This is a genomic window from Candidatus Latescibacter sp. IFSED24 (assembly GCF_058273205.1).
Genome location: NZ_CM177850.1, coordinates 3,818,987 through 3,838,372, shown reverse-complemented (window position 1 = coordinate 3,838,372; position 19,386 = coordinate 3,818,987). Strand labels below are relative to the sequence as shown.

16 protein-coding genes are annotated in these 19,386 nt (G+C 68.3%); 7 read left to right on the top strand and 9 right to left on the bottom strand.

Annotated elements, in window-relative coordinates; translation table 11 throughout:
• The first annotated feature begins 10 nt into the window (after window positions 1-10).
• Entirely contained in the window at window positions 11-1,456 is a 1,446-nt protein-coding gene (locus IFSED24_RS15510) for an HD domain-containing phosphohydrolase (protein ID WP_491332385.1), read from the top strand.
• Window positions 1,457-1,590: 134 nt separating this feature from the next.
• Here the strand turns inward: IFSED24_RS15510 and IFSED24_RS15505 are convergent, their stop codons facing one another.
• Both IFSED24_RS15505 and IFSED24_RS15500 read right to left on the bottom strand, forming a co-directional pair.
• The gene (locus IFSED24_RS15505) at window positions 1,591-2,115 is read right to left on the bottom strand and encodes a class IV adenylate cyclase (protein WP_491332384.1); all 525 of its coding nucleotides are present in this window, start codon (window positions 2,113-2,115) and stop codon (window positions 1,591-1,593) included.
• Window positions 2,116-2,131: 16 nt separating this feature from the next.
• Entirely contained in the window at window positions 2,132-2,956 is an 825-nt protein-coding gene (locus IFSED24_RS15500) for a phosphatase PAP2 family protein (RefSeq protein ID WP_491332383.1), read from the bottom strand.
• 103 nt (window positions 2,957-3,059) lie between these two features.
• Between IFSED24_RS15500 and IFSED24_RS15495 the strand changes: the two genes are divergently transcribed.
• The 3 genes from IFSED24_RS15495 to IFSED24_RS15485 all read left to right on the top strand — a co-directional run bounded on the left by IFSED24_RS15495 (window position 3,060) and on the right by IFSED24_RS15485 (window position 6,517).
• Complete coding sequence (locus tag IFSED24_RS15495) at window positions 3,060-3,974, top strand: transporter substrate-binding domain-containing protein (RefSeq protein WP_491332382.1); 915 nt, start codon at window positions 3,060-3,062, stop codon at window positions 3,972-3,974.
• Window positions 3,971-6,223: a hybrid sensor histidine kinase/response regulator gene (locus IFSED24_RS15490; RefSeq protein ID WP_491332381.1), complete on the top strand. Its 2,253-nt coding sequence runs from the start codon at window positions 3,971-3,973 to the stop codon at window positions 6,221-6,223. Before IFSED24_RS15495 ends, IFSED24_RS15490 begins: the two co-directional genes overlap by 4 nt.
• A gap of 69 nt (window positions 6,224-6,292) precedes the next feature.
• Window positions 6,293-6,517, top strand: a complete 225-nt coding sequence (locus IFSED24_RS15485; RefSeq protein WP_491332380.1) for a DUF2905 domain-containing protein — start codon at window positions 6,293-6,295, stop codon at window positions 6,515-6,517.
• A gap of 6 nt (window positions 6,518-6,523) precedes the next feature.
• Here IFSED24_RS15485 and IFSED24_RS15480 read toward each other — a convergent pair whose 3' ends face one another.
• Both IFSED24_RS15480 and IFSED24_RS15475 read right to left on the bottom strand, forming a co-directional pair.
• Window positions 6,524-7,660, bottom strand: a complete 1,137-nt coding sequence (locus IFSED24_RS15480; protein WP_491332379.1) for an NAD-dependent epimerase/dehydratase family protein — start codon at window positions 7,658-7,660, stop codon at window positions 6,524-6,526.
• A 75-nt stretch (window positions 7,661-7,735) separates the two neighbouring features.
• The gene (locus tag IFSED24_RS15475; RefSeq protein ID WP_491332378.1) at window positions 7,736-8,782 is read right to left on the bottom strand and encodes a toll/interleukin-1 receptor domain-containing protein; all 1,047 of its coding nucleotides are present in this window, start codon (window positions 8,780-8,782) and stop codon (window positions 7,736-7,738) included.
• Between the two features lie 200 nt (window positions 8,783-8,982).
• On the opposite strand from IFSED24_RS15475, the gene gshB reads away from it, so the two are divergent.
• The 3 genes from gshB (at window position 8,983) to IFSED24_RS15460 (ending at window position 10,667) form a co-directional block, all read left to right on the top strand.
• Window positions 8,983-10,017 carry a glutathione synthase gene (gene gshB, locus IFSED24_RS15470; protein ID WP_491332377.1) on the top strand — a complete coding sequence of 345 codons (1,035 nt, stop codon included), beginning with the start codon at window positions 8,983-8,985 and terminating at the stop codon, window positions 10,015-10,017.
• A complete protein-coding gene (locus tag IFSED24_RS15465; RefSeq protein ID WP_491332376.1) occupies window positions 10,001-10,174 on the top strand; it encodes a hypothetical protein in 174 nt (57 codons plus the stop codon). The genes gshB and IFSED24_RS15465 overlap by 17 nt, the downstream gene beginning before the upstream one ends.
• A 67-nt stretch (window positions 10,175-10,241) precedes the next feature.
• The gene (locus IFSED24_RS15460) at window positions 10,242-10,667 is read left to right on the top strand and encodes an OsmC family protein (RefSeq protein ID WP_491332375.1); all 426 of its coding nucleotides are present in this window, start codon (window positions 10,242-10,244) and stop codon (window positions 10,665-10,667) included.
• Between the two features lie 4 nt (window positions 10,668-10,671).
• Here the strand turns inward: IFSED24_RS15460 and IFSED24_RS15455 are convergent, their stop codons facing one another.
• From IFSED24_RS15455 to IFSED24_RS15435, 5 genes are all read right to left on the bottom strand, one after another.
• Window positions 10,672-12,033: an HD domain-containing protein gene (locus IFSED24_RS15455; RefSeq protein ID WP_491332374.1), complete on the bottom strand. Its 1,362-nt coding sequence runs from the start codon at window positions 12,031-12,033 to the stop codon at window positions 10,672-10,674.
• An 11-nt stretch (window positions 12,034-12,044) separates the two neighbouring features.
• Window positions 12,045-13,355, bottom strand: coding sequence for a MipA/OmpV family protein (locus tag IFSED24_RS15450; protein ID WP_491332373.1), 1,311 nt, complete (start codon window positions 13,353-13,355; stop codon window positions 12,045-12,047).
• Between the two features lie 211 nt (window positions 13,356-13,566).
• Window positions 13,567-15,423 carry a DNA helicase RecQ gene (gene recQ / locus IFSED24_RS15445; RefSeq protein ID WP_491332372.1) on the bottom strand — a complete coding sequence of 619 codons (1,857 nt, stop codon included), beginning with the start codon at window positions 15,421-15,423 and terminating at the stop codon, window positions 13,567-13,569.
• A gap of 118 nt (window positions 15,424-15,541) precedes the next feature.
• Window positions 15,542-18,031, bottom strand: a complete 2,490-nt coding sequence (locus IFSED24_RS15440; protein WP_491332371.1) for a glycogen/starch/alpha-glucan phosphorylase — start codon at window positions 18,029-18,031, stop codon at window positions 15,542-15,544.
• A gap of 81 nt (window positions 18,032-18,112) precedes the next feature.
• On the bottom strand, window positions 18,113-19,312 hold the full coding sequence (locus IFSED24_RS15435) for a hypothetical protein (RefSeq protein WP_491332370.1): 1,200 nt from the start codon (window positions 19,310-19,312) through the stop codon (window positions 18,113-18,115).
• Window positions 19,313-19,386 lie beyond the last annotated feature (74 nt).

Below are 19,386 nucleotides of genomic sequence, written 5' to 3'. Positions count from 1 at the left end.
GATCGCCCTGATGACACCCCGACGACGACGCACCATGAGCATGAAGTTCATGATCTCGCTGGCCTCGGTGGGCCTGGTCTGTCTGGCGGTGGTCGGCATCTTCGGCATGACCGAGCGAAACGTGCGACGCGCGCTGCAGCGCGAGATGGAGACCCGGCTCCTGCTCGAGGCCCGCCACCTGGCGCTCCTCAGCGCGGACGCCCTGCTCACCGATTATCCAGAACTGACCCTCTGCCCCATCGTCAGCGAGATGCTCCAGCGCCGGCCGGACCTGGCCCGGGCCGTGGTCCTCGACCACGTCGGCCGCATCCAGGGTCATCCCGATGTCCGCCGGCTCGGCACCCAGCTGACCCTGCTCGACACCTTCACGCCCCACATGGCGCTGGCCAGCCTGGAGGACGACGAGATCATCCTGGTCAACAACGACATCATGGCGGCACGGGTCCCGGCGCGGCACGCCGGCGGCCAGGTGGTGGGTTCGGTCCTCGTGGCCCAGGACCGCCACCACATCACCACGGCGCTGGCCAGGAACCGCAAGCAGGTGGCCATGCTGACCGTGGCCCTGGCCACCGTGGCGGCGCTGGTCACCCTGCTGGTCATGGGCCGTCTGCTCGCCCCGCTGGATGCGTTGCGCGCCGGTCTCGAGCGCATCGGCCAGGGCGATCTCGACACGCCGATCCGGTTGCGCAGCCGCACCGAGCTGGGGTTGCTCGCCGAGGCCATCGACACCATGGCCGCCGAGCTCAAGGAATCGCAGGCCGAGACCCGCGCCAAGGAACAGGAGATCATCGCCACCCAGAGCGAGGTGATCCACACCCTGGGCGAGGTCGTGGAGAGCCGCTCCCACGAGACCGGCAACCACGTCGACCGCGTGGCCGAGGGAGCCGCGCTCCTGGCCCGGCTGGCGGGCCTACCGACCGAGGAATGCGAGCTGTTGCGTCTGGCCGCCCCCATGCACGACGTGGGCAAGATCGGCATCCCCGACGCCGTCCTCAACAAGCCCGGCAAGCTCACCGACGCCGAGTACGACCTCATGAAGACCCACACCACCCTGGGCCACCAGATCCTCTCCCAGTCCGACCGCCCCATCATGCAGGCGGCCGCCATCGTGGCCAACGAACACCACGAGCGCTGGGATGGCCGCGGCTATCCCAACGGGATCGCCGGCGAGGATGTCCATGTCTTCGGCCGCATCGTCGCCATCGTCGACGTCTTCGACGCCCTGACCAGCGACCGCTGCTACCGCCCCGCCATGCCACTCGCCGAGGCGCTCTCCATCATGGTCGAGGGCCGGGGCAGCCAGTTCGATCCCGAGCTGCTCGACCTCTTCCTCACGAACCTCGGCCGTTTCCGGGATTTCATGGAGGCGCGCTTCGACGAGGGGCAGCTCCTGCAAGAGGCAGGCGCACCGGCGCCGGATCAGGAACCGGAAGCACCCATGCTGATCGAGGTCTGAGGGAAAAAGAGGGAGGGGACGGAGGTACCAAAGGCCCCAACCCCCGCCCCCTTTTGGAGGGAGTCAACGACGTGAACAAGAAGGCGTTGACCCCTGGTAGAACGAAATCGGCCCGACAAGGTTCCATCCGAATCTCAGCCCGCCCCCGCACCCCCCGCCAGGAGATCCACGTAGGCTCCCGTCACCAGATCCTTCGCCGGCACGCCCAGCGACGCCATGAGTTCGTGCGCCTCCCGCTCGCCCGCCGCGGGGTCCTCCCCCTCGGCCAGGACCACCTCCAGCTCGAGGAAGGCGCCCAGGCCTTCGACCTGATCGAGATGCACGCGCGTGCGGCCCACCAGGTATAGCCAGCGCTCCTTGCGCACCTCCCCGGCACTGCCGAGAGCGGCCGAGAGGACGGCGTGGAGACCAGCAGTGTCTCCCGTGCGGTAGAGCCGGTAGGACGATGTCTTGGGGCCCGGCAGATCGGGACGACGGTAAGCGATGAGCTCGCCGGTGCCGTCGGGGAATCGGCGCAGCTTCAGGCGACCGGTGGGAGCGTGGTAGAACGTGTCGTGCTGGTGGATGACCTCGGGCGCCATCGCGGCCAATCGGGTGGCGACGGCCGCGACCCGCTCCGGGTCGCACAACCGCGCCTTGATCTCGACGTTGCTGGGCATCGATGCTCCCCATCGTTCAGAACCGGAAGGCGAAGGTGAGGCCCGGGGCGGCCTTGTCGGCGCCGCCGCCCGGATGGTCGACCTCGTGCAGGCGCGGCACCAGCCAGCCGATGAAGGTGCCGATGGCCGCGCCGGCCAGGACGTCGGTGGGATAGTGGCGGCCGGCGCGAACGCGCAGCCAGCCGGTCACCGCGGCAAGCGCCAGCGAACCGCCGCGCACCCAGTGGCGGCCGGGGTCGTCGGGATTCAGGCGTGCGTAGACCTCGCCGGTGAACATGGCCGAGGCGAAGGCCGTGGCGGTGTGGCCGCTGGGAAACGAGCGCACCGCGGTGTGGCTGCGCCTCAGTTCGGCCGGGATGCGGGGGTCGTCGTTGTAGACGAAGGGCCGGGGACGGCCCACCACGGTCTTGAGCAACCCCACCACGCCCTGATCGAGCAGGTGCGTCTGGGTGTACATGACCAGGAAGTCGCCCGAGCTCATGGCCGACCCCGTCTCGCCCAGCAACAGCAACGGGCCGGCGAGCATGCCCACCTGCAAGACATCACTGGCGGTGGCCGCAGCCGGCGACCACTGGCGCGTGGCCACGCGGTCGAAAGCGGCGATCCGGGTACGGTCCCGGCCGGTGAGATCGACGTCGGTGAGGGTCTCCTGGCGACCACCGAGCTGCCAGGTGCCCAGGCCGGCCAGCAAGCCCGTGCCATAGAGCGCGGCTTCGCGCCCGCTGTCGAGATCATAACGGTCGCCGGCGGTGGCCAGACGCAAGGGCATGATCGACAGCAGGACCGCCCAGCCCACGAGCGTCCCGCTGGATATGCGCCGTTTCGCCTTATGACCCGCCATGGAATCCGATCCCATCTCAAGAAAGGCTACATCGGTCCGATAAGGAGGAAGAACGGATCCGTACAACCCGACCATCTTACGTGTTAGCGCCGGAGAACCCAAGATGAGACCGATACCCCTGGCCCTGTTCCTCTGGCTGGCCCTGTCCTGGTTTGTGGCCCTCCCCGGCCAGGCCGCCGCCGGCGAGGCGCTCGTCGACCACGATCTGCCCACGGTGCTCGCCCGGGGTCAGCTACGCCATCTGGGCATCCGTTACGCCAACTTCGTGAACGGCGATGGCGGACTCGACGTCGAGCTCGTGCAACGCTTCGCCGCGCACCTCGGCGTGGCCTACGAGTTCGTGGAATCGGACTGGGACCACATCATCGGCGACCTCCTGGGCCGGACCGTGGTCCGCGACGGCGACCGGGTCTCGCTCGGCGAGGCCATCCCCGTACGCGGCGACCTCATCGCCACGGGCATGACCGTGCTGCCCTGGCGCGAGAAGCTGGTGCAGTTCTCGCGTCCGGTCTTCCCCACCCAGATCTGGCTGATCGCCCCGGCCGAGGCCGCCCTGAAACCCATCGACCCCTCGGGCGACACCTTGGTGGACATCCGCACGACCTGCCGCCTGCTGGCCGGCCTCTCCGTGCTGGCCAAGCCCAACACCTGCCTCGACCCGGGTCTCTACGACCTCGCCGGCCAGGGCGCCGAGGTGATCCTCTTCCAGGACAGCCTGAAGTTCATGGCGCCGGCGGTGCTCACCGGACAGGCCGAGGCCACCATCCTCGACGTCCCCGACGCCCTGGTGGCGCTCCGCCGCTATCCCGGCCGCATCAAGGTGCTCGGACCCATCAGCACGCCCCAGCACATGGCGGCGGCGTTCCCCCCGCAATCCACCGCGCTGTCCGTCGCCTTCGACCGTTTCCTGTCCGAGCTGCGGGCCGACGGGACCTACGACGCCCTCATCGATCGGCACTACCCCGCCGTGCGGCGCTACTATCCCACGTTCTTCGCCGCGGAGGTCGCGACCCCATGAGCTGGTGGCGCCGTCTCGCCCGGACGACACACTTCTGGACCAGCGCCACCCTGGTGGTCACGGTCGCGCTGGCCGGTTGCATCGGTCATCTGCTGCTGAACAACTACCGCGGCGATCTGGGGCTCCTGCAGAGGGCGCAGGCGGACACCGAACAGCTCACGCGCTACCAGGCCACGAGCATCGGCATGTCGCTCCTGAACGCCAACGACAAGCTCGTCGACCTCGGCCGGTCCACCGCCATCCGTGGCTATTTCGCCGGCCGCAACCTGGGCATGAGCATGCGCTATGGCCTGGGCGCCGCGGTAGCCGAGGTCGAGCAGTCATTCGCCGAACTGTGCCGAGACCGCCAGCTCTCGACCGCCACGTTCTCCAGCATCGCGCTGCTCGACCACACCGGTCAGATCGTGGCTTCCTACCCCGGACAGGGTGACCTACCGCTCGCCCTCGATCAGGCGCTCCCGATCGTGGGGCACCTGCCCACAGGCGGCACGCTCCACCTGCCACGGGCTGCCGGACAGCACTCTTGCTTGATCTCCATGCCCCTGGCGGATGACGGCCACTTGCACGGCACCCTGGTGGGCGCCATCCCGCTCGAGGAGCTGCTGGAACTGGTGAGCGCGCTGCACGAGGAACGGCTGGCCTGCTCGGGACTGGCGCATGGCGGCCGCGTCCTCGGCACCCATGACGCCGCGCACGACGGGATCTGGAACACGGAACCGGTGACGGCGGCGATCGGCACGCCCACGCCCTTCCAGTTCGTCCAGCCAGACCCAGAGCAGCGGCCGCTGCAACTGGTGCAGGCCCGCATCCCCTGGTCGCAGCTCGACCTCATCCAGATCCGCCCCTTGCCGCCGGAAATGGCGTCCGGCACGCCCCTGCGCAACCTGCTGCTCTTCGGCGGCGCCACCCTGGTCCTGCTGGCCGCCTCGATCCTGATCCTGCGCAGCCAGCTCAACACCATGCGCCTGGCCTCCCGGCTCGACGAGGAGGCCACCCGATCACGACTGCTCAACCAGCAGAAGGAGCTGCTGGTGCGCGAGATGGAGCAACGGGCCGGCTACGAGCAACGGCTGATGACGGCCAAGGAGACCGCCGAGCACGCGAGCAAGGCCAAGAGCCTGTTCCTGGCCAACATGTCGCACGAGATCCGCACCCCGCTGAACGGCATCCTCGGCATGACCGACCTCGCGCTGGAGACCGGACTGGACGAGGAGCAGCTCGAGTACCTGCAGATCATCAAGGACTCGGGCCGCGCGCTGCTCGGAGTGATCAACGACATCCTCGACTTCTCCAAGATCGAGGCGGGCAAGATGGAGGTCGCCAGGACGCGATTCGAACTGCGCACCGAGATCCAGAACATCACCAGGATGCTCGCCCCCAAGGCCGAACAGAAGGGCCTGGAGCTGGTGGTCGAGATCGCCGAGGACATTCCCGCGCACCTGCTGGGCGACCCGGTCCGCTTGCGCCAGGTCCTCGTCAACCTGCTGGGCAACGCGCTGAAGTTCACCCAGGAAGGATCCATCCGGCTCGAGATCCGCAGCGCCGCCATGGGCCACGAGCGGGTGACCCTGCTCTTCCACGTCCACGACACGGGCATCGGTATCGCGCCCGACCAGCAGCAGGCGATCTTCGAGGCCTTCAGCCAGGCCGACGGTTCGGCCACGCGAGAGTATGGCGGCACCGGCCTGGGCCTGACCATCAGCAGCCGGCTGGTGAAGCTCATGGGGGGACAGCTAGTGCTCGAGAGCGAAATCGGGCGCGGCAGCACCTTCAGCTTCAACCTGCCCTTCGAGCTGGCGGCCGGAACACCGGCGGTGGTGGTCGACGAGGACCTCTGCACCGCGGATCAGCGGCCGTTGCGGGTGCTGGTGGCCGAGGACAACCCCATCAACATGCGTCTGGCCACGCGGCTGCTCGAGAAGTGGGGGCACGTCGTGACCATGGCGACCGATGGCGCCCAGGCCGTGCAGGCCTGGCGGGACGGGACCCACGACGTGATCCTCATGGACGTGAAGATGCCGGTCAGCGACGGCATCGAGGCCACGCTCAGCATCCGCCGGGCCGAGGCCCAGCGGGGCGACGACCGTCACGTGCCCATCGTGGCCCTGACCGCCCAAGCCTTCGCCGAGGACCAGCGTCGCTGCCACGACGCGGGCATGGATGCCTTCCTCAGCAAGCCCATCCGCTCGGAAGAGCTGCGGCGGATCCTGGCCCAGGTCACGGTGAGATCGCCCCAGTCCGTCGCCTGAGAGGGCTTCCAACCTGACACCGGCATGGTATCCTCGCCGGGTGCTGATACGACTGCATCCGGAGGCTCCATGACACCCCTGGCCCTCGGCAAGTTCATCGTCCTCATCGGCCTGCTGGTCGTGATGGTCGGCCTGCTGGTCTGGTCCGGTGCGCTGAACTGGTTCGGGCGCCTGCCCGGCGACATCCGCATCGAACGTGCCGGCGTGAGGGTCTACATCCCCGTGATCTCGTTGCTGCTGGTCTCCGCGGCCTTCAACCTCCTGGTCTGGCTGGTCCGTCGCTTTCTTCCCTGAGACTCCTCAGGTCCGGGCATGCCAGGCCGCCAGGATCTCGCGCTCCCGCGCCGGATCGAGGCCGGCCCGCGCCTTCTCGCGCCGCTCGGCGGGCAGGGTGTCCCACCAGGCCAGGATGTCGCGGACGGTGTCGGCCAGCGGCCGGAAGCTGAGACCGGCGCCGACCGCCTTGCGGCCGTCGATGGTGCACATGCCCAGATAGTCGTCCACGGGGGGGATCCACACCGTGAGGTCCATCCAGCCGCCGATCTCGTGTTCGGCCAGGAATTCCCGCGTGGTCCAGGTGAAGGTGCAGGCGTTGCCCTGGGTGGCGTGGATGCCGTGGAGCAGGCCCGCCACGCTGCAGCGAGAGAGCGGACCGACGGCGTTGAAGGTGTCGTCCAGCTTCGCCTCGAGGGCGTGGATGGTGAAGGCGGCCAGGTCGCGGGCGTCGATCCACTGCACGGGATCGTCGGGCGGCGGGGCGAGGATCTCGCCGCCGCGGGCGATGCGGAGCGGCCAGTAGGTGAACCGGTCGCTGCCGTCGTAGGGGCCAGCGATGAGGTGGGGCCGGATCACGGTGGTGCGGCCGGGGAAATGCTTCTCGGCCTCCTGCTCACACAGCACCTTGAGGCCGCCGAAGTTCTCGCCCGTGATCTGTTCGGGATCGATGTCGTCGGGCGGCGGGGCGAGGGCGCCGGTCTCGTCGATCCCCTGGGTCAGGTAGGGATGATAGACGCCGGTGCTGCTGATGAAGAGGTAGCGGTCGACCCGGCCCGTCACGGCCTCGGCCGCCTCGCGCACCCAGCGGGGGCGGTGGGCGGAGTTGTCGATGACGGCGTCCCAGCGTCCCTCGGCCAGTGCCGCGTAGTCGCCGGTGTCCCGGTCGCCCTGACGCCTGTCGAGGTCGGGGAAGAGGTGCGGGTTGGACTTGCCCCGGTTGAAGAGGGTGACCTCGTGGCCGCGGGCAAGGGCATGCTTCACTTGGTGCGGACCGATGAAGCGGGTGCCGCCGAGGAAGAGGAGCCGCAGCTTGCGGTCCGCGGGGCGGATATCCCGGGGCTCGGCCCAGGGCTGGGCGGATGCGGCGGCGGTGGCGTTCAGGGCGGCCAGTCCGGCGGTGGCCGTGGCCGTGGTCTTCAGGAACGTGCGGCGCGTGGTCATGGCGATCTCCCGGTGGTTCTGGCTCCGGACATCCCCGACCTACGCAACCCGTGCCGGCACTGTTCCAGATCGCACTCAGGCCTCCGCGGAACGGGCGCCGCGCTCGGGTCGCAGCGGCAGGTAGGCGAAGTGCAGGTGACCCAGATCCAGAGGGACGTCGGGCATGGGTCGGCGCCAGAAGACCGGGCGGATGAAGCGTGGTCGCTCCATCCCGAGCGCATACCGCCATTCCCGCGCCACGAACGTCGACTGGCTCGCGGCCTGGGACCAGCAGAGCTGGAACACGTCGGCCTCGCGGATCCGATCCTCCAGGGCCTCGCTCCAGACCTCCCCGCTGCGCAGCACCTTGATGTCGCGCAGGTAGGTGTCGCCCAGGGCGGTGTAGGCGGCCTCGAGGTGGCTGACGATCTCGGTGTCCTGGTGCGAGTACGAGACGAAGATCCGGCGGTAGGCTGCCGCGGCGCCGCGGTCCCAGCCCACGTCGGCGGTGCCCGTCTCGTCCACCCGCAACGCCAGTGCCACCTCGCCCACGAGCACGGTGCCCACGTAGAAGTTGACCCGACCGGTGACCACGCCGCCCCGGGTCGTCGGACGCTCCGGAGCCTGCATGCGGAAGGCCGCGAGGTGCCAGTCGCGCGTCAGTTCGATATTGATCACCGGGGGGTCGAAACGGAATCCTATCAGTTCGGGGCAGACGGTGATCTGTGCACCGGCCGCCACCGTCTCGCGAGCCAGCGCCGAGCCCGACGCGAAGGCCTCGCCGGCGGCTTCCAGTCGCGTCAGGGCGTCCTGCGAGGCCGCCTCCAGACCGGCCTGATTGACCACGATGTAGACCAGCAGATCGCGCCACTGGTCCACCGGCACCGGGTTGTGCCAGTAGGTGTGGAAGGCGAGGCGGTCGGGGTCGGCCGGTGGTGGCGCCGTCGCCTCGGCTTGGTCCATGCTCGCGGCCGGTGGTTGGACACGAACCTCGGACACGTCGGCCGAGTCTTGAGCGCCATGACAGGTATCGCCGTAGGCCATGTCCCGGCGTGCGACGGAGCGGCGGTGACGCAGGAAGAACCAGCCGGCCAGGACGAGCGCGGCGAGACCGGCGGCGATCAGGACCAGAGTCGTTGCCATGACGGACCCTCCTTGCCAGAGATCAGCGGGAGCCGTCTCGGTCGTCCGTCCTGGTGCACGTCCCTCACCGATCACGATACTGGCACGGGGGTCGGGTGGCCATTGTGCCGCCGTCCTCCTTGGCCTATCTTACCGCTCCCCACGGCATGCGGTCACCGCGCAGGCGCCGATCGGCACGTCTCATCCCCCGAGGGAAGACCATGAACATCTGCTTCCTCATGTACCCGTGGGAACACATCTCCCCGGAGACCGACACCACGTTGCGCCTGATCCACGAGTCGGCCAGCCGCGGCCATCGCGTGGCGGTGACCTCGCCCCACAGCCTGACCATCCGCGACAACTTGGCCCACGCGTTCTGCCAGGTGATCCAGAACAACAAGATCTCGGCGAACATCCCGTCGTTCTACCGGCACATCGAGTTCAAGCGCAGCAAGCTGCCGCTGTCGGGCTTCGACGTGATCTTCATGCGCGCCAATCCGCCGCTGGATCCCGTGGTCCTGAACTTCCTCGACCAGGTCCGCACCGACACCTTCATCATGAACGACATCGACGGGCTGCGCATCGCCAACAACAAGCTCTACACCGCCTCGTTCAACGACCCGGACAGCACCTTCATCCCGGTCACCCACGTCTCCAAGAACAAGGAATACCTCGACCGGGTGCTCCGCGAATCCGAGCACGACAAGATGATCATGAAGCCGCTCAACGGCTTCGGCGGCCGCGGCGTGATCCTCATCGAGAAGAACGCCCGGCAGAGCTTCCGCTCGCTGCTCGACTTCTACATCGGCGAGGGCCCCCAGAGCAACTACGTGATCCTCCAGGAGTACGTGGAGGGCGCCGAGCACGGCGACGTGCGCATCCTCATGCTCAACGGCGAACCCATCGGCGCCATGCGCCGCATCCCCCACGAGGACGACACGCGCAGCAACGTCCACGTCGGCGGCACGGTCAAGAAGCACACGCTGACCCGCCAGGAGAAGGCGCTCTGCAAGCACATCGGGCCCAAGCTCGTGCGCGACGGCCTCTTCTTCGCCGGCCTCGACGTCATCGGCGGCAAGCTCATCGAGGTCAACGTGCTGAGCCCGGGCGGCATCACCAGGATCAATCGTCTCAACCGCGTCCGACTGCAGAGCCAGGTCCTCGACTTCGTCGAGAACGTGGTGCAGACCCGGGAGAAGCTCATCACGCGCAAGAACGCCTTCCGTAAGGTGATCGAGGATGCCCACACGCCCTGAGCAGGAGCGGCTCGACCTCATCGACGAGCTGCGGACCCGCGACCTGGTCATGGCGCCGAGCTTCGTGCCGGCCACCTTCACCGAACCGGTGGCCGCCGACCCCGTGCTCGAGTTCGTGATCCGCTCGATCCAGGAACCCGGCAAGTCGTGGGGCTGAGCGCGGACTTGCCTCAGGCTTGCACGCGTACCAAACTCCCCGGAGACCATCCACCCAGGAGGCCAGCATGATCGTCCGCACCGTCGGCGAGACCACCGGCAAGACCACCGTCCGCATCGTGCACGAGGACTCGGGCTCGGTCATCGAGACCATGGCCCCGAAGGACAACGGCGGCGAGGGCCTGCTCTTCTCCCCCACCGACCTCTGCGCCACGTCGCTCGGCGCCTGCGGGTCGACCATCATGAACATGTACGCGCACAACACGGGCATCCCCGTGGCGCGGATCGGATTCGCGGTGGAGAAGGAGATGTCGGCCAACCCGCGCCGCATCGGCCGGCTGGTGGTGCGCTACGAGATCGTCACCGACTGCAGCGATCAGGACTTCCAGAAGCTGATCAACGCGGGCAGGACCTGTCCGCTGCGGCACTCGCTCCACCCGGACATCGTGCTCGACGAGGAGTACATCCGCGTGTCACCGGCTGCGGTGGACTAGGATCTCAGCCCGTACGGCCGCCGACCGCGAGCCGCGCCTCCAGCGTCCGCGTCAGACCCAGGATCAACGGCCAGTTGTGCGTGACGATGTCCTGGGCGTGGGCCAGGTTGTTGCGGAGCGACTCCAGCTCCTGGACCACCAGCCGGGCCTCGCGCCTGGTCCGGAAGCCCAGGTCGCGCATGCCGGCCTCGTCCTGCAGGAGGATCTGCGCCTTGTCACCGAGCTGGAGGCAATCCAGCAGCGTACAGGGCTGGCCGCGGCGCTCGCGTTCGGCCTGCAGGTCGCGCGCCCGGACGAGCCGGGTCTCGGTCACGTGCTCGGCCCAGCTCTCGTTCGGCCACTGCTCGCGCACCCGCTCGGTGAGATTCATCTCGATCATCGTGATGACGCCGAAGAGCCACATGCGGACGATGGGTTTCTGGATGTCGGCCCGCGTGACCACCCCGCCGACGTCGTCGAGTAGCGAGACGAAGCAGTGGTCGTGGCGGCTGAGGACCTCGACGACCTCGGAGAACGCGGCCTCGCCCGTCACGACCTGGTCGTCGCGGAACAGACGCTGGACCTCGGCCGCGGTGCCGCCGGTCAGATCCATGAGCAGGGCATAGCCCGTCACCTCCCCGGCTCGACGCAGACCCACCACGTGCAAGTCCAGGTCGACCATGCGGTCGCGGATCTCGGGCGCGGGACGCTGGCCGTCGAACGAACGCAACGGCTCGGCGATCTCGCGCGCGGCGAAGGCCCGGATGAACAGGCGCTGCAGCTCGAGGTTGCTGAGCACCGGCCGGCGGGGCGTGTGCCGCGGCACGTCGTCGGGATCACTGGCCGGCACCGTGGGCAGCGCGAGATCAAGGCGGTCGAGGCACTGGCGCAGGGTCTTCTGCGCGCGGGCGAAGAGCGTGGCGTCACCCTCGCCGAGCACCTCGAGCAGCGCCGCCATCTCGATGGCGTAGACCCGGGCGAAGTGCTCGTCGTGCTTGCAGATGTCGCGGCAGTTGTCGATGAGGTCGGCCAGCTTGATGGTCTGGCCGCGCCGGGACGCCCGGGCCAGGTGGGCGCGGTCGAGGGCCTTGCGCACCGCGCGGTTGCCGTCGGCGGTGCGGCTGACGTCGGTGACCTCGGCCACCAGCTGCGACACGCCCGGACCGAACTCCAGCTCGATGTCCTGGAACGTGGCCGGCGTGTCCTCCACCGTATCGTGCAGCCAGGCCGCGGCGATCATCTCGGGATCCTCGCTCACCTCGGCCACGATTCCGGCCACCGCCTTGAGGTGGACCTCGTAGGGCTGGTCGGTGTACTTGCGGCGCTGGTCGATGCGCTGGTGCGCCTGGGTGGCGAAATGCCGGGCCCGCTTGACGAGGTCGTCCATGGTCCGTCCGATCAGAAGTCCCGTTGCAGGTACAGGGTCTGGAAGTTGCTGCCGCCCTTGATGCGGCCGAATTGCTGGGCGGATTCGAAGATGGCCGAGCGATGGTGGATGCTGTAGCCGAACCACCACCGCTTGGCGCCTTCGCCGCCCACGATATCGCCGATGTTCAGGTCGACCGAGAAATCCAGGAAGTTCAGCAGATTGCTCGGCTCATAGCCCTTCTTGGCCAGCTGCGTGCGCTCGACGTAGGGGATCGTGTTGACCCAGCTCATGCCCTCGGCGGCGCCCAGCTTCCAGCGGATGGGCCAGGGCACGGTGTAGTAGAGCTTGATGGCGATGACCAGCTCCTGGGCATGATCCTGCACCGACGATTTCCAGTGCCATACCAGACCACTGTGGAGGTAGACCGCCAGCGGCAGGCCGAAGAGGGTGTCGGACAGAGGATGGCCGTAGAAGATGGAGGTCATCATGTTGTCGTAGGGGTCGTCCTCGGCCTGGAAGCGGATGATCTTGGCCAGCGACGACGGCGTGGCCCAGCCCTGGGCCAGGCGCAGGTAGCGCGGGTTCTCGAGCCTCGACGGCGCCGGCTTGCTCTTGTCGCTGGAGAAGCCCAGACCGAGCCAGGCCTCGACGTGCCAGTCCTTGTCCACGAAGGAGATGTTGCGGACCGGCCGGTCGAGGTGGGCGACCTCGGCGGCCGCCACGAGGTAGAGGTTGCTCAGGACGTAGTAGTTCGTGGTGAAGCCCAGGCTCAGTTCGGTGCCGGCGGAGACGTCCTCCTGCTCGAGCCCGTAGTAATAGCTGTTGAACTTGCTGCTCTTGAGCTGGAGCTGGGCGTAGGGCTTGAACTCCCAGCGCAGCGACTCCCAGCGCGCGCCGACCCGGCCGTTGAGGAACGGCTTCCAGCGCGGGTCGGTCATGGCCTCCAGCGCCACGAACCAGGGCCCGAAGGGATTGTAGCGCGCCTGCAGGCCCCACATCATGTTGTCGCCCTGGATCTTGTTCTGATACTCCCTGGGGATGTCGAAGAAGCGCAGGCGGCCGAGGGCACTGAATTCCCAGTCGCCGGTGCGGTGCAGCTTGAGGCCGCCCTCGACGCCGCGGAAGAAGAAGCGCTCGCCTTCGTAGTAGACGAAGGGATAGAAGGTGGCCACGGTGCGCTCTTCGGTCTCGAAGGGAATGGACGCCGAGCGGAAGAGCGCTCCGACGGCCCAGGTCTGCTGCTCTGCTGCCGAGACCGTCGTGTCGGCCGGGGCGGCGGCGGTGGCGGCGGTGGCCAGGATCGGGGCGAGCAAGAGGGCGGCGATCAGGACTCTGGACATGGGTGTCGTGCTCCCGGTTGGTGGCCGCGGTCTGGTAAGGCTGAGCAGTGTTTCTTGGGGGGATGTTATACCAGGGGACTTGGGAAAGGCGAGTGTTCAGGCAGTGACTCATTCAGCCGAGGGCTCACCATCTGCTGAATGGACAGGATTCCGGCGCTCTGGTCATGGGAATCTGCGGACGTCCGCAGGTTCGTGATACTTTCCCCTGCTGTCAGACGCTCTTGCGGATCTCCCCCATGAACGCCTCGCCGAACTTCTCCAGCTTGGCCTCGCCCACGCCGCTGAGCCGCAGGAACGACTCCGGCGTCAGCGGCCGGTGCACCGCCATGGCGGCCAGCGTCTTGTCGTGGAAGATGACGTAGGGCGGCACGCCCTGTTCGTCGGCCAGCTCCTTGCGCTTCGCGCGCAGCCGGTCGAAGAGCGATTCGGTGTCGCCGTCGAGCTGTTCGACCACCGCCGAGAGCGCCTCGTGCGCGGCCGCGCGGTGCTTGCGGGACGGGCGGGCCGGGGCCGCCGAATCGAGGATGTCCCGCCGCAGTTCCAGCGCCGCCTCGCCGCGCAGTACCGGACCGGCGGCCGCGGTCAGCTGCAGGCCGCCGTAGCCCTCGGGATCCACCGCCAGCAGCCCTCGCGCCACGAGCTGCCGCACCACGCTGCGCCACTCGCGGGCGCTCAACTCGGTGCCGATCCCGAAGGTGGGCAGGCGGTGGTGGCCCCACTGGCGCAGGCGCTCGCTCTCGCTGCCGCGCAGGACGTTGATCAGGTGCTGGGCGCCGAAGCGCTGGCCGGTGCGCACGGCGCAGGAGAGGACCTTCTGGGCCGCCACCGTGCCGTCGAAGGTCTCGGGCGGCGCGAGGCAGGTGTCGCAGTTGCCGCAGGGGTCGGGCAGGGTCTCGCCGAAGTACTGGAGCAGGACCTGGCGTCGGCACCGGGTGACCTCACAGTAGCCGAGCATGGTGTCCAGTCCCTGCTGCTCGCGGCGGCGGTGGAGGTCGTCGGCCTCCGACCGGGCGAGCATCTGGCGCAACAGGACCACGTCCTGCAGGCCGTAGCAGAGCCAGGCGTCGGCGGGCAGGCCGTCGCGGCCCGCGCGGCCGGTCTCCTGGTAGTAGGCCTCGAGCGACTTGGGCAGGTCGAGGTGGGCCACGAAGCGGACGTCGGGCTTGTCGATGCCCATGCCGAAGGCGATGGTCGCGGTCATGACCAGGCCGTCGTCGCGCAGGAAGCGCTCCTGGTGGCGCCGGCGGACGTCGCCGTCCAGGCCGGCGTGGTAGGGCAGCGCGGTGATGCCGTGGTCGTTGAGGAAGGCGGCGGTCTCCTCGGTGCGGCGGCGCGACAGGCAGTAGACGATGCCGGCGTGGCCGGGATGCTCGTCGCGCAGGAAACGCAGGAGTTGCTGGCGCGGCTGCGTCTTCTGGACCACGCGGTAGCGGATGTTGGGGCGGTCGAAACCGCTGATGGAGACCAGGCCATGGCGCAGCCGCAGGCGGTCGAGGATCTCCTCGCGGGTGCGCTCGTCCGCGGTGGCGGTGCAGGCGAGGCGGGGCACGCCCGGGTAGCGGGCGGCCAGGACGTCGAGCTGGAGGTACTCCGGGCGAAAGTCGTGTCCCCACTGGGAGACGCAATGCGCCTCGTCGATGGCGAAGAGCGCCAGGCCGCCGGGGCCCGAGCCCGCGTGCACCTCGTCCAGCAGCGCCAGCGTCCGTTCCTGGAGCAGGCGTTCGGGGGCGACGTAGAGCAGGTCCAGCTCGCCGCGGCGCAGCAGGTCCTCGGTGCGGCGGACGTCGTCGTAGGCCAGGGTCGAGTTGAGGAAGGCGGCGCGGAGGCCGAGCTGGCGCAGCGCCGCGGTCTGGTCCTGCATCAGGGCGATGAGCGGCGAGACCACCACGCCGGTGCCCGGGCGCAGGAGCGCCGGGATCTGGTAGCAGAGCGACTTGCCCCCGCCGGTGGGCATGAGCACCAGCGCGTCGCCGCCGCCCACGAGGTGGTCGATGATGGCGGCCTGGGTGTCGCGGAAGGACGCATAGCCGAAGGTGGTGCGCAGGATGTCGAGGGCGGTGTCGGGCATGCGTGCGGGACTCCTGTCGGATCGCCGGAAGCGGTGATGGCTGGCCGGATGGTCGCGGCCAACGTGGAACAGGCGCAGCCCGATTGCAACCGCCGGGCCCGCCCGGACCGGCGGCCGGCTAGGCTTCCTCGCGCTGGGCCCCTGGCTTCACAGCCAGCGGCGCCACCCCCCAGATTTCCGTGGCATACTGCCGCATGGTCCGATCCGACGAGAAGAACCCGCAGCGCGCCGTGTTGAGGATCGAGCTCCGCGTCCAGGCCTCCTCGTCTCGGTACGCCTCCTCCACCCGGTCCTGGATGTCGAGATAGGCCCGGTAGTCGGCCAGCAGCAGATACTCGTCCTTCTCGAGCAGCGAATCCACGATGGGCCGCAGCAGCTCCGGATCCCCGCCGGCGAACTCGCCCGACGCGATGCGATCGATGGCCGCGCGCAGCTCCTGGTCGCCCTCGTAGTACGACCGCGGCTGGTGGCCGCGCTCCTTGTGCGCCATCACCTCCTCGGTGGTCAGGCCGAAGAGGAAGAAGTGGTCGGCGCCCACGTGCTCGCGGATCTCGACGTTGGCGCCGTCGAGGGTGCCCACGGTCAAGGCGCCATTGAGCGCGAACTTCATGTTGCCGGTTCCCGAGGCCTCCTTGCCCGCGAGCGAGATCTGTTCCGACAGCTCGGCCGCGGGGTAGATCAGCTCGCCCTGGCTCACGTTGAAATTCTCGAGGAACGTCACGCGCAGGCGGCCGGCCACGTCGGCATCGTGGTTGACCACGTCGCCGATCCCGTTGATCAGGCGGATGATCAGCTTGGCCATCCGGTAGCCCGGCGCCGCCTTGGCGCCGAAGACGAAGGTGCGGGGCACGATCACGCGCGCGGGGTCGGCCTTGAGGCGGTCGTAGAGCGTGATGATGTGCAGCGCCTTGAGCAGCTGCCGCTTGTATTCGTGCAGGCGCTTGACCATGACGTCGAACAGCGAGGCAGGGTCGAGTTCCAGGTCCTGGTGGTCCGCCACGTGGGCGGCGAGGCGCTGCTTGTTCTGCTGCTTGATCGCGCGCCAGGCCAGGCGGAAGGCCGGGTCTTCGGCCAGGGGTTCGAGCTCGCGCAGGCGATCGAGGTCGGTGAGCCAGCCGTCGCCGATGTGGTCGGTGATCAGCTCGGACAGCAGCGGGTTGGCCAGCCTGACGAAGCGGCGCGGCGTCACGCCGTTGGTCTTGTTGTTGAAGCGGTCGGGATAGAGCCGGGCGAAATCCGCCAGCACCTGGTCCTTCAAGAGCCGCGACTGCAGCTCGGCGACGCCGTTGATCGAGAAGCTGCCCACGCAGGCCAGGTGTGCCATGCGCAGCCGTTGCTCACCATCTCCGGTGAAGAGCGAGACGCGGTGTGGCAACTCGGCATCGTCGGGGAAGCGCTCGCGGACCTCGGCCAGGAACCGCCGGTTGATCTCCTCGACGATCTCCAGATGGCGCGGCAGGAGCTGGCCGAACAGCGCAGTGGGCCACTCCTCCAGCGCCTCGGGCAAGAGCGTGTGCTGGGTCGAGGCGATGGTGCGCGTGGTCAGCGACCAGGCCTGGTCCCAGCCCAGCGCCTGCTCGTCCATGAGGATGCGCATCAGCTCGGGGATGGCCACCACCGGATGGGTGTCGTTGAGCTGGATCACGACCTTGTCGGGTAACGCCTCCCAGTCGTCGTTGAGCAGGCGGAAGCGCGCCAGGATGTCCTGGAGCGAGCAGGCCACGAAGAAGTACTGCTGGCGCAGGCGCAACTCCTTGCCCTGCGGCGTGTGGTCGTTGGGATAGAGCACCTTGCTGATGTTCTCGGAGCGGACCTTCTGATCCACGGCCCGGAGGTAGTCGCCCTCGTCGAAGGGTTCGAAGTCGAACTCCTCGCTGGCCCGCGCCCGCCACAGGCGCAACAGGTTCACGGTGTCGTTGCCGTAACCGGGCACGAGCATGTGGCACGGCTCGCCGAAGACGGTCTCGCCCTGACGCCAGCGCACCCGTCGAGTGCCGTCGCGCCCGTCGATGATCTCGGTGTGGCCGCCGAAGCCGACGCGCACCATGTCGTCGGGCTGGGGGAACTCCCAGGGGTTGCCGTACATCAACCACTTGTCGGGCAGCTCCACCTGCCAGCCGTCGCGGAAGATCTGCTTGAAGATGCCGAACTCGTAGCGGATGCCGTAGCCCACGCAGGGCATGCCGAGAGTGGCCAGCGAGTCGAGGAAGCAGGCCGCCAGCCGACCCAGCCCGCCGTTGCCCAGGCCCGGTTCCACATCCATGGCGAGGTAGTCGTCCAGATCGAGACCGTAGCGGGCCAGCGCCCGTCGGGCGAGATCCTCGGTGTCGGTGTAGAGCAGGTTCTGCTCGAGCTGCTTGCCGAGCAGGTACTCGGCCGAAAGGTAGTAGACCGTCTTGGGGTTGCTCTTGTAGTAGGTATCGCAGCTCCGGCGGTAACGCTCCATGAGATGGTCGCGCACGGTCTTGGCCACCGTGGCGTAGACATCGAGCTGGGTGGCGGTCTGCACCGCCTGGCCGCGCGAGAAGTAGAGGTTGTCCGCAAGGGCGCGCTGGAAGGCGGCGACGGTGCGGCCGGTGCGGCCATCGTCGTGCTGGCTGGTGGGCATGGCGAATCCTCCGGGCAAGGGTCGGAATCCTTCCCCATGGGTAAGGACACTGGAGAGCGTCGGCAATGGCCTGGGTCCGGATCAGTCGCCTGGCGGATCCGGCGACTGCAGCTTCAGCACCACCGCGGCCGGCACCGGCGGGTAATGCATGAGGAAGCGGTAGCCCCGGAACTCCTCGGCCCGCCAGCCCAGGCAGCCGTAGACGTGCTCGAGCAGGCGCGGGTAGTCGGGATAGCGCGGCGTGGTGGCGCCGGCGGTGCCGCCCCCCAGCGGCAGGGCCCGCACCGACAACGGCAGATTCTGGTGCGGTTCGTTGGCGCCCGTGTACCCGCGTTCCAGGCTCAGGCGGTCGAGCAGGATCGTCTCGGGCGGACCCTGGTACTCGAGATCCCGATGCAGGAACATGTCGAAGATCAGGAGTTCCGATGGTGTCACCAGATCGATCATCGCCGACAGGTAGAACGAATCCTCGGTGCGGTAGCGCGGGAAGTCGGGCTTGAAGACGTCGGCGAAGACGCAGGTCAAGGCGCCGGTGTTGCCCAGGGGACCGGCGGGGATCTCGATGCGCCGGCCGTAGGAGGTCTTGATCGGCTGCAGCTTCGGCAGCGGTTCGGTGCAGAACCTGGGCACCAGGGGTAGGCTCTCTGGCGACGTGACCTCGGGGTCCACGGCGTGCGAGACCATGGGCATGACCCGCCCGTCGTCTTCATAGCCGTGTTGACGATGCAACGGCCAGGGCACCGGTCGCAGGCGGCGGAACTGGACCAACCCCTCCAGCCTGGCGGTGGTGATGTTCCTGGGGTCGTCCACCGAGGGTGCGTGGATGGTGGTCTTGAAGTTCACCCGGGCTTGTACGCCCCAGATGGAACTGTTGCCGTAGAAGGTCTGCCGTCGCATGTCCTCCTGGCGCCTGGTCACGTCGTCGTAGTCCAGCCCCGCCGCCACCGCGATGAGCGATTCGCGGTCATCGAAGACCTCGTTGACCACGGCCTCGAAGCGCTGGCTGATCTGGCGGACCTTCTCGGCCAGTTCGAAGGGAGCCCCATGGGATTCGCACGCCCTGCAGAGCTTGGCGATCTGGTTCTGGCTGGGAATCTCGCTGACCGCAGCCAGGATGTCCGGCGCATTCACGACCCTGGTGATCTTCCAGACCAGGTTGCGATCCAGGTCGAGCGCTCGGGCGGTCTCCCGGGTCTTGCCCGGATCGGCTCCGGTGGCTTGGAGGAGTTGCCGAAAGGCGTCGCGGACCTGATGCAGCAGGGCCAGGAGATCGTCCGGCATGCTGCAGGATGCTTGGAGCTGTCCACTGATTCGCTGATCCACGGAGATGTGACCTCATCGGGTGATTGGTGACG

Excerpts from the sequence above, each read along its gene's own strand:
- IFSED24_RS15500 (WP_491332383.1), bottom strand. The coding sequence starts at position 2,956 with ATGGCGGGTCATAAGGCGAAACGGCGCATATCCAGCGGGACGCTCGTG.
- gshB (WP_491332377.1), top strand. The coding sequence starts at position 8,983 with ATGAACATCTGCTTCCTCATGTACCCGTGGGAACACATCTCCCCGGAG.
- IFSED24_RS15480 (WP_491332379.1), bottom strand. The coding sequence starts at position 7,660 with ATGACCACGCGCCGCACGTTCCTGAAGACCACGGCCACGGCCACCGCC.
- IFSED24_RS15475 (WP_491332378.1), bottom strand. The coding sequence starts at position 8,782 with ATGGCAACGACTCTGGTCCTGATCGCCGCCGGTCTCGCCGCGCTCGTC.
- IFSED24_RS15435 (WP_491332370.1), bottom strand. The coding sequence starts at position 19,312 with ATGCCGGACGATCTCCTGGCCCTGCTGCATCAGGTCCGCGACGCCTTT.
- IFSED24_RS15465 (WP_491332376.1), top strand. The coding sequence starts at position 10,001 with ATGCCCACACGCCCTGAGCAGGAGCGGCTCGACCTCATCGACGAGCTG.
- IFSED24_RS15460 (WP_491332375.1), top strand. The coding sequence starts at position 10,242 with ATGATCGTCCGCACCGTCGGCGAGACCACCGGCAAGACCACCGTCCGC.
- IFSED24_RS15490 (WP_491332381.1), top strand. The coding sequence starts at position 3,971 with ATGAGCTGGTGGCGCCGTCTCGCCCGGACGACACACTTCTGGACCAGC.
- IFSED24_RS15495 (WP_491332382.1), top strand. The coding sequence starts at position 3,060 with ATGAGACCGATACCCCTGGCCCTGTTCCTCTGGCTGGCCCTGTCCTGG.
- IFSED24_RS15440 (WP_491332371.1), bottom strand. The coding sequence starts at position 18,031 with ATGCCCACCAGCCAGCACGACGATGGCCGCACCGGCCGCACCGTCGCC.
- IFSED24_RS15505 (WP_491332384.1), bottom strand. The coding sequence starts at position 2,115 with ATGCCCAGCAACGTCGAGATCAAGGCGCGGTTGTGCGACCCGGAGCGG.
- IFSED24_RS15450 (WP_491332373.1), bottom strand. The coding sequence starts at position 13,355 with ATGTCCAGAGTCCTGATCGCCGCCCTCTTGCTCGCCCCGATCCTGGCC.
- IFSED24_RS15485 (WP_491332380.1), top strand. The coding sequence starts at position 6,293 with ATGACACCCCTGGCCCTCGGCAAGTTCATCGTCCTCATCGGCCTGCTG.
- recQ (WP_491332372.1), bottom strand. The coding sequence starts at position 15,423 with ATGCCCGACACCGCCCTCGACATCCTGCGCACCACCTTCGGCTATGCG.
- IFSED24_RS15455 (WP_491332374.1), bottom strand. The coding sequence starts at position 12,033 with ATGGACGACCTCGTCAAGCGGGCCCGGCATTTCGCCACCCAGGCGCAC.
- IFSED24_RS15510 (WP_491332385.1), top strand. The coding sequence starts at position 11 with ATGACACCCCGACGACGACGCACCATGAGCATGAAGTTCATGATCTCG.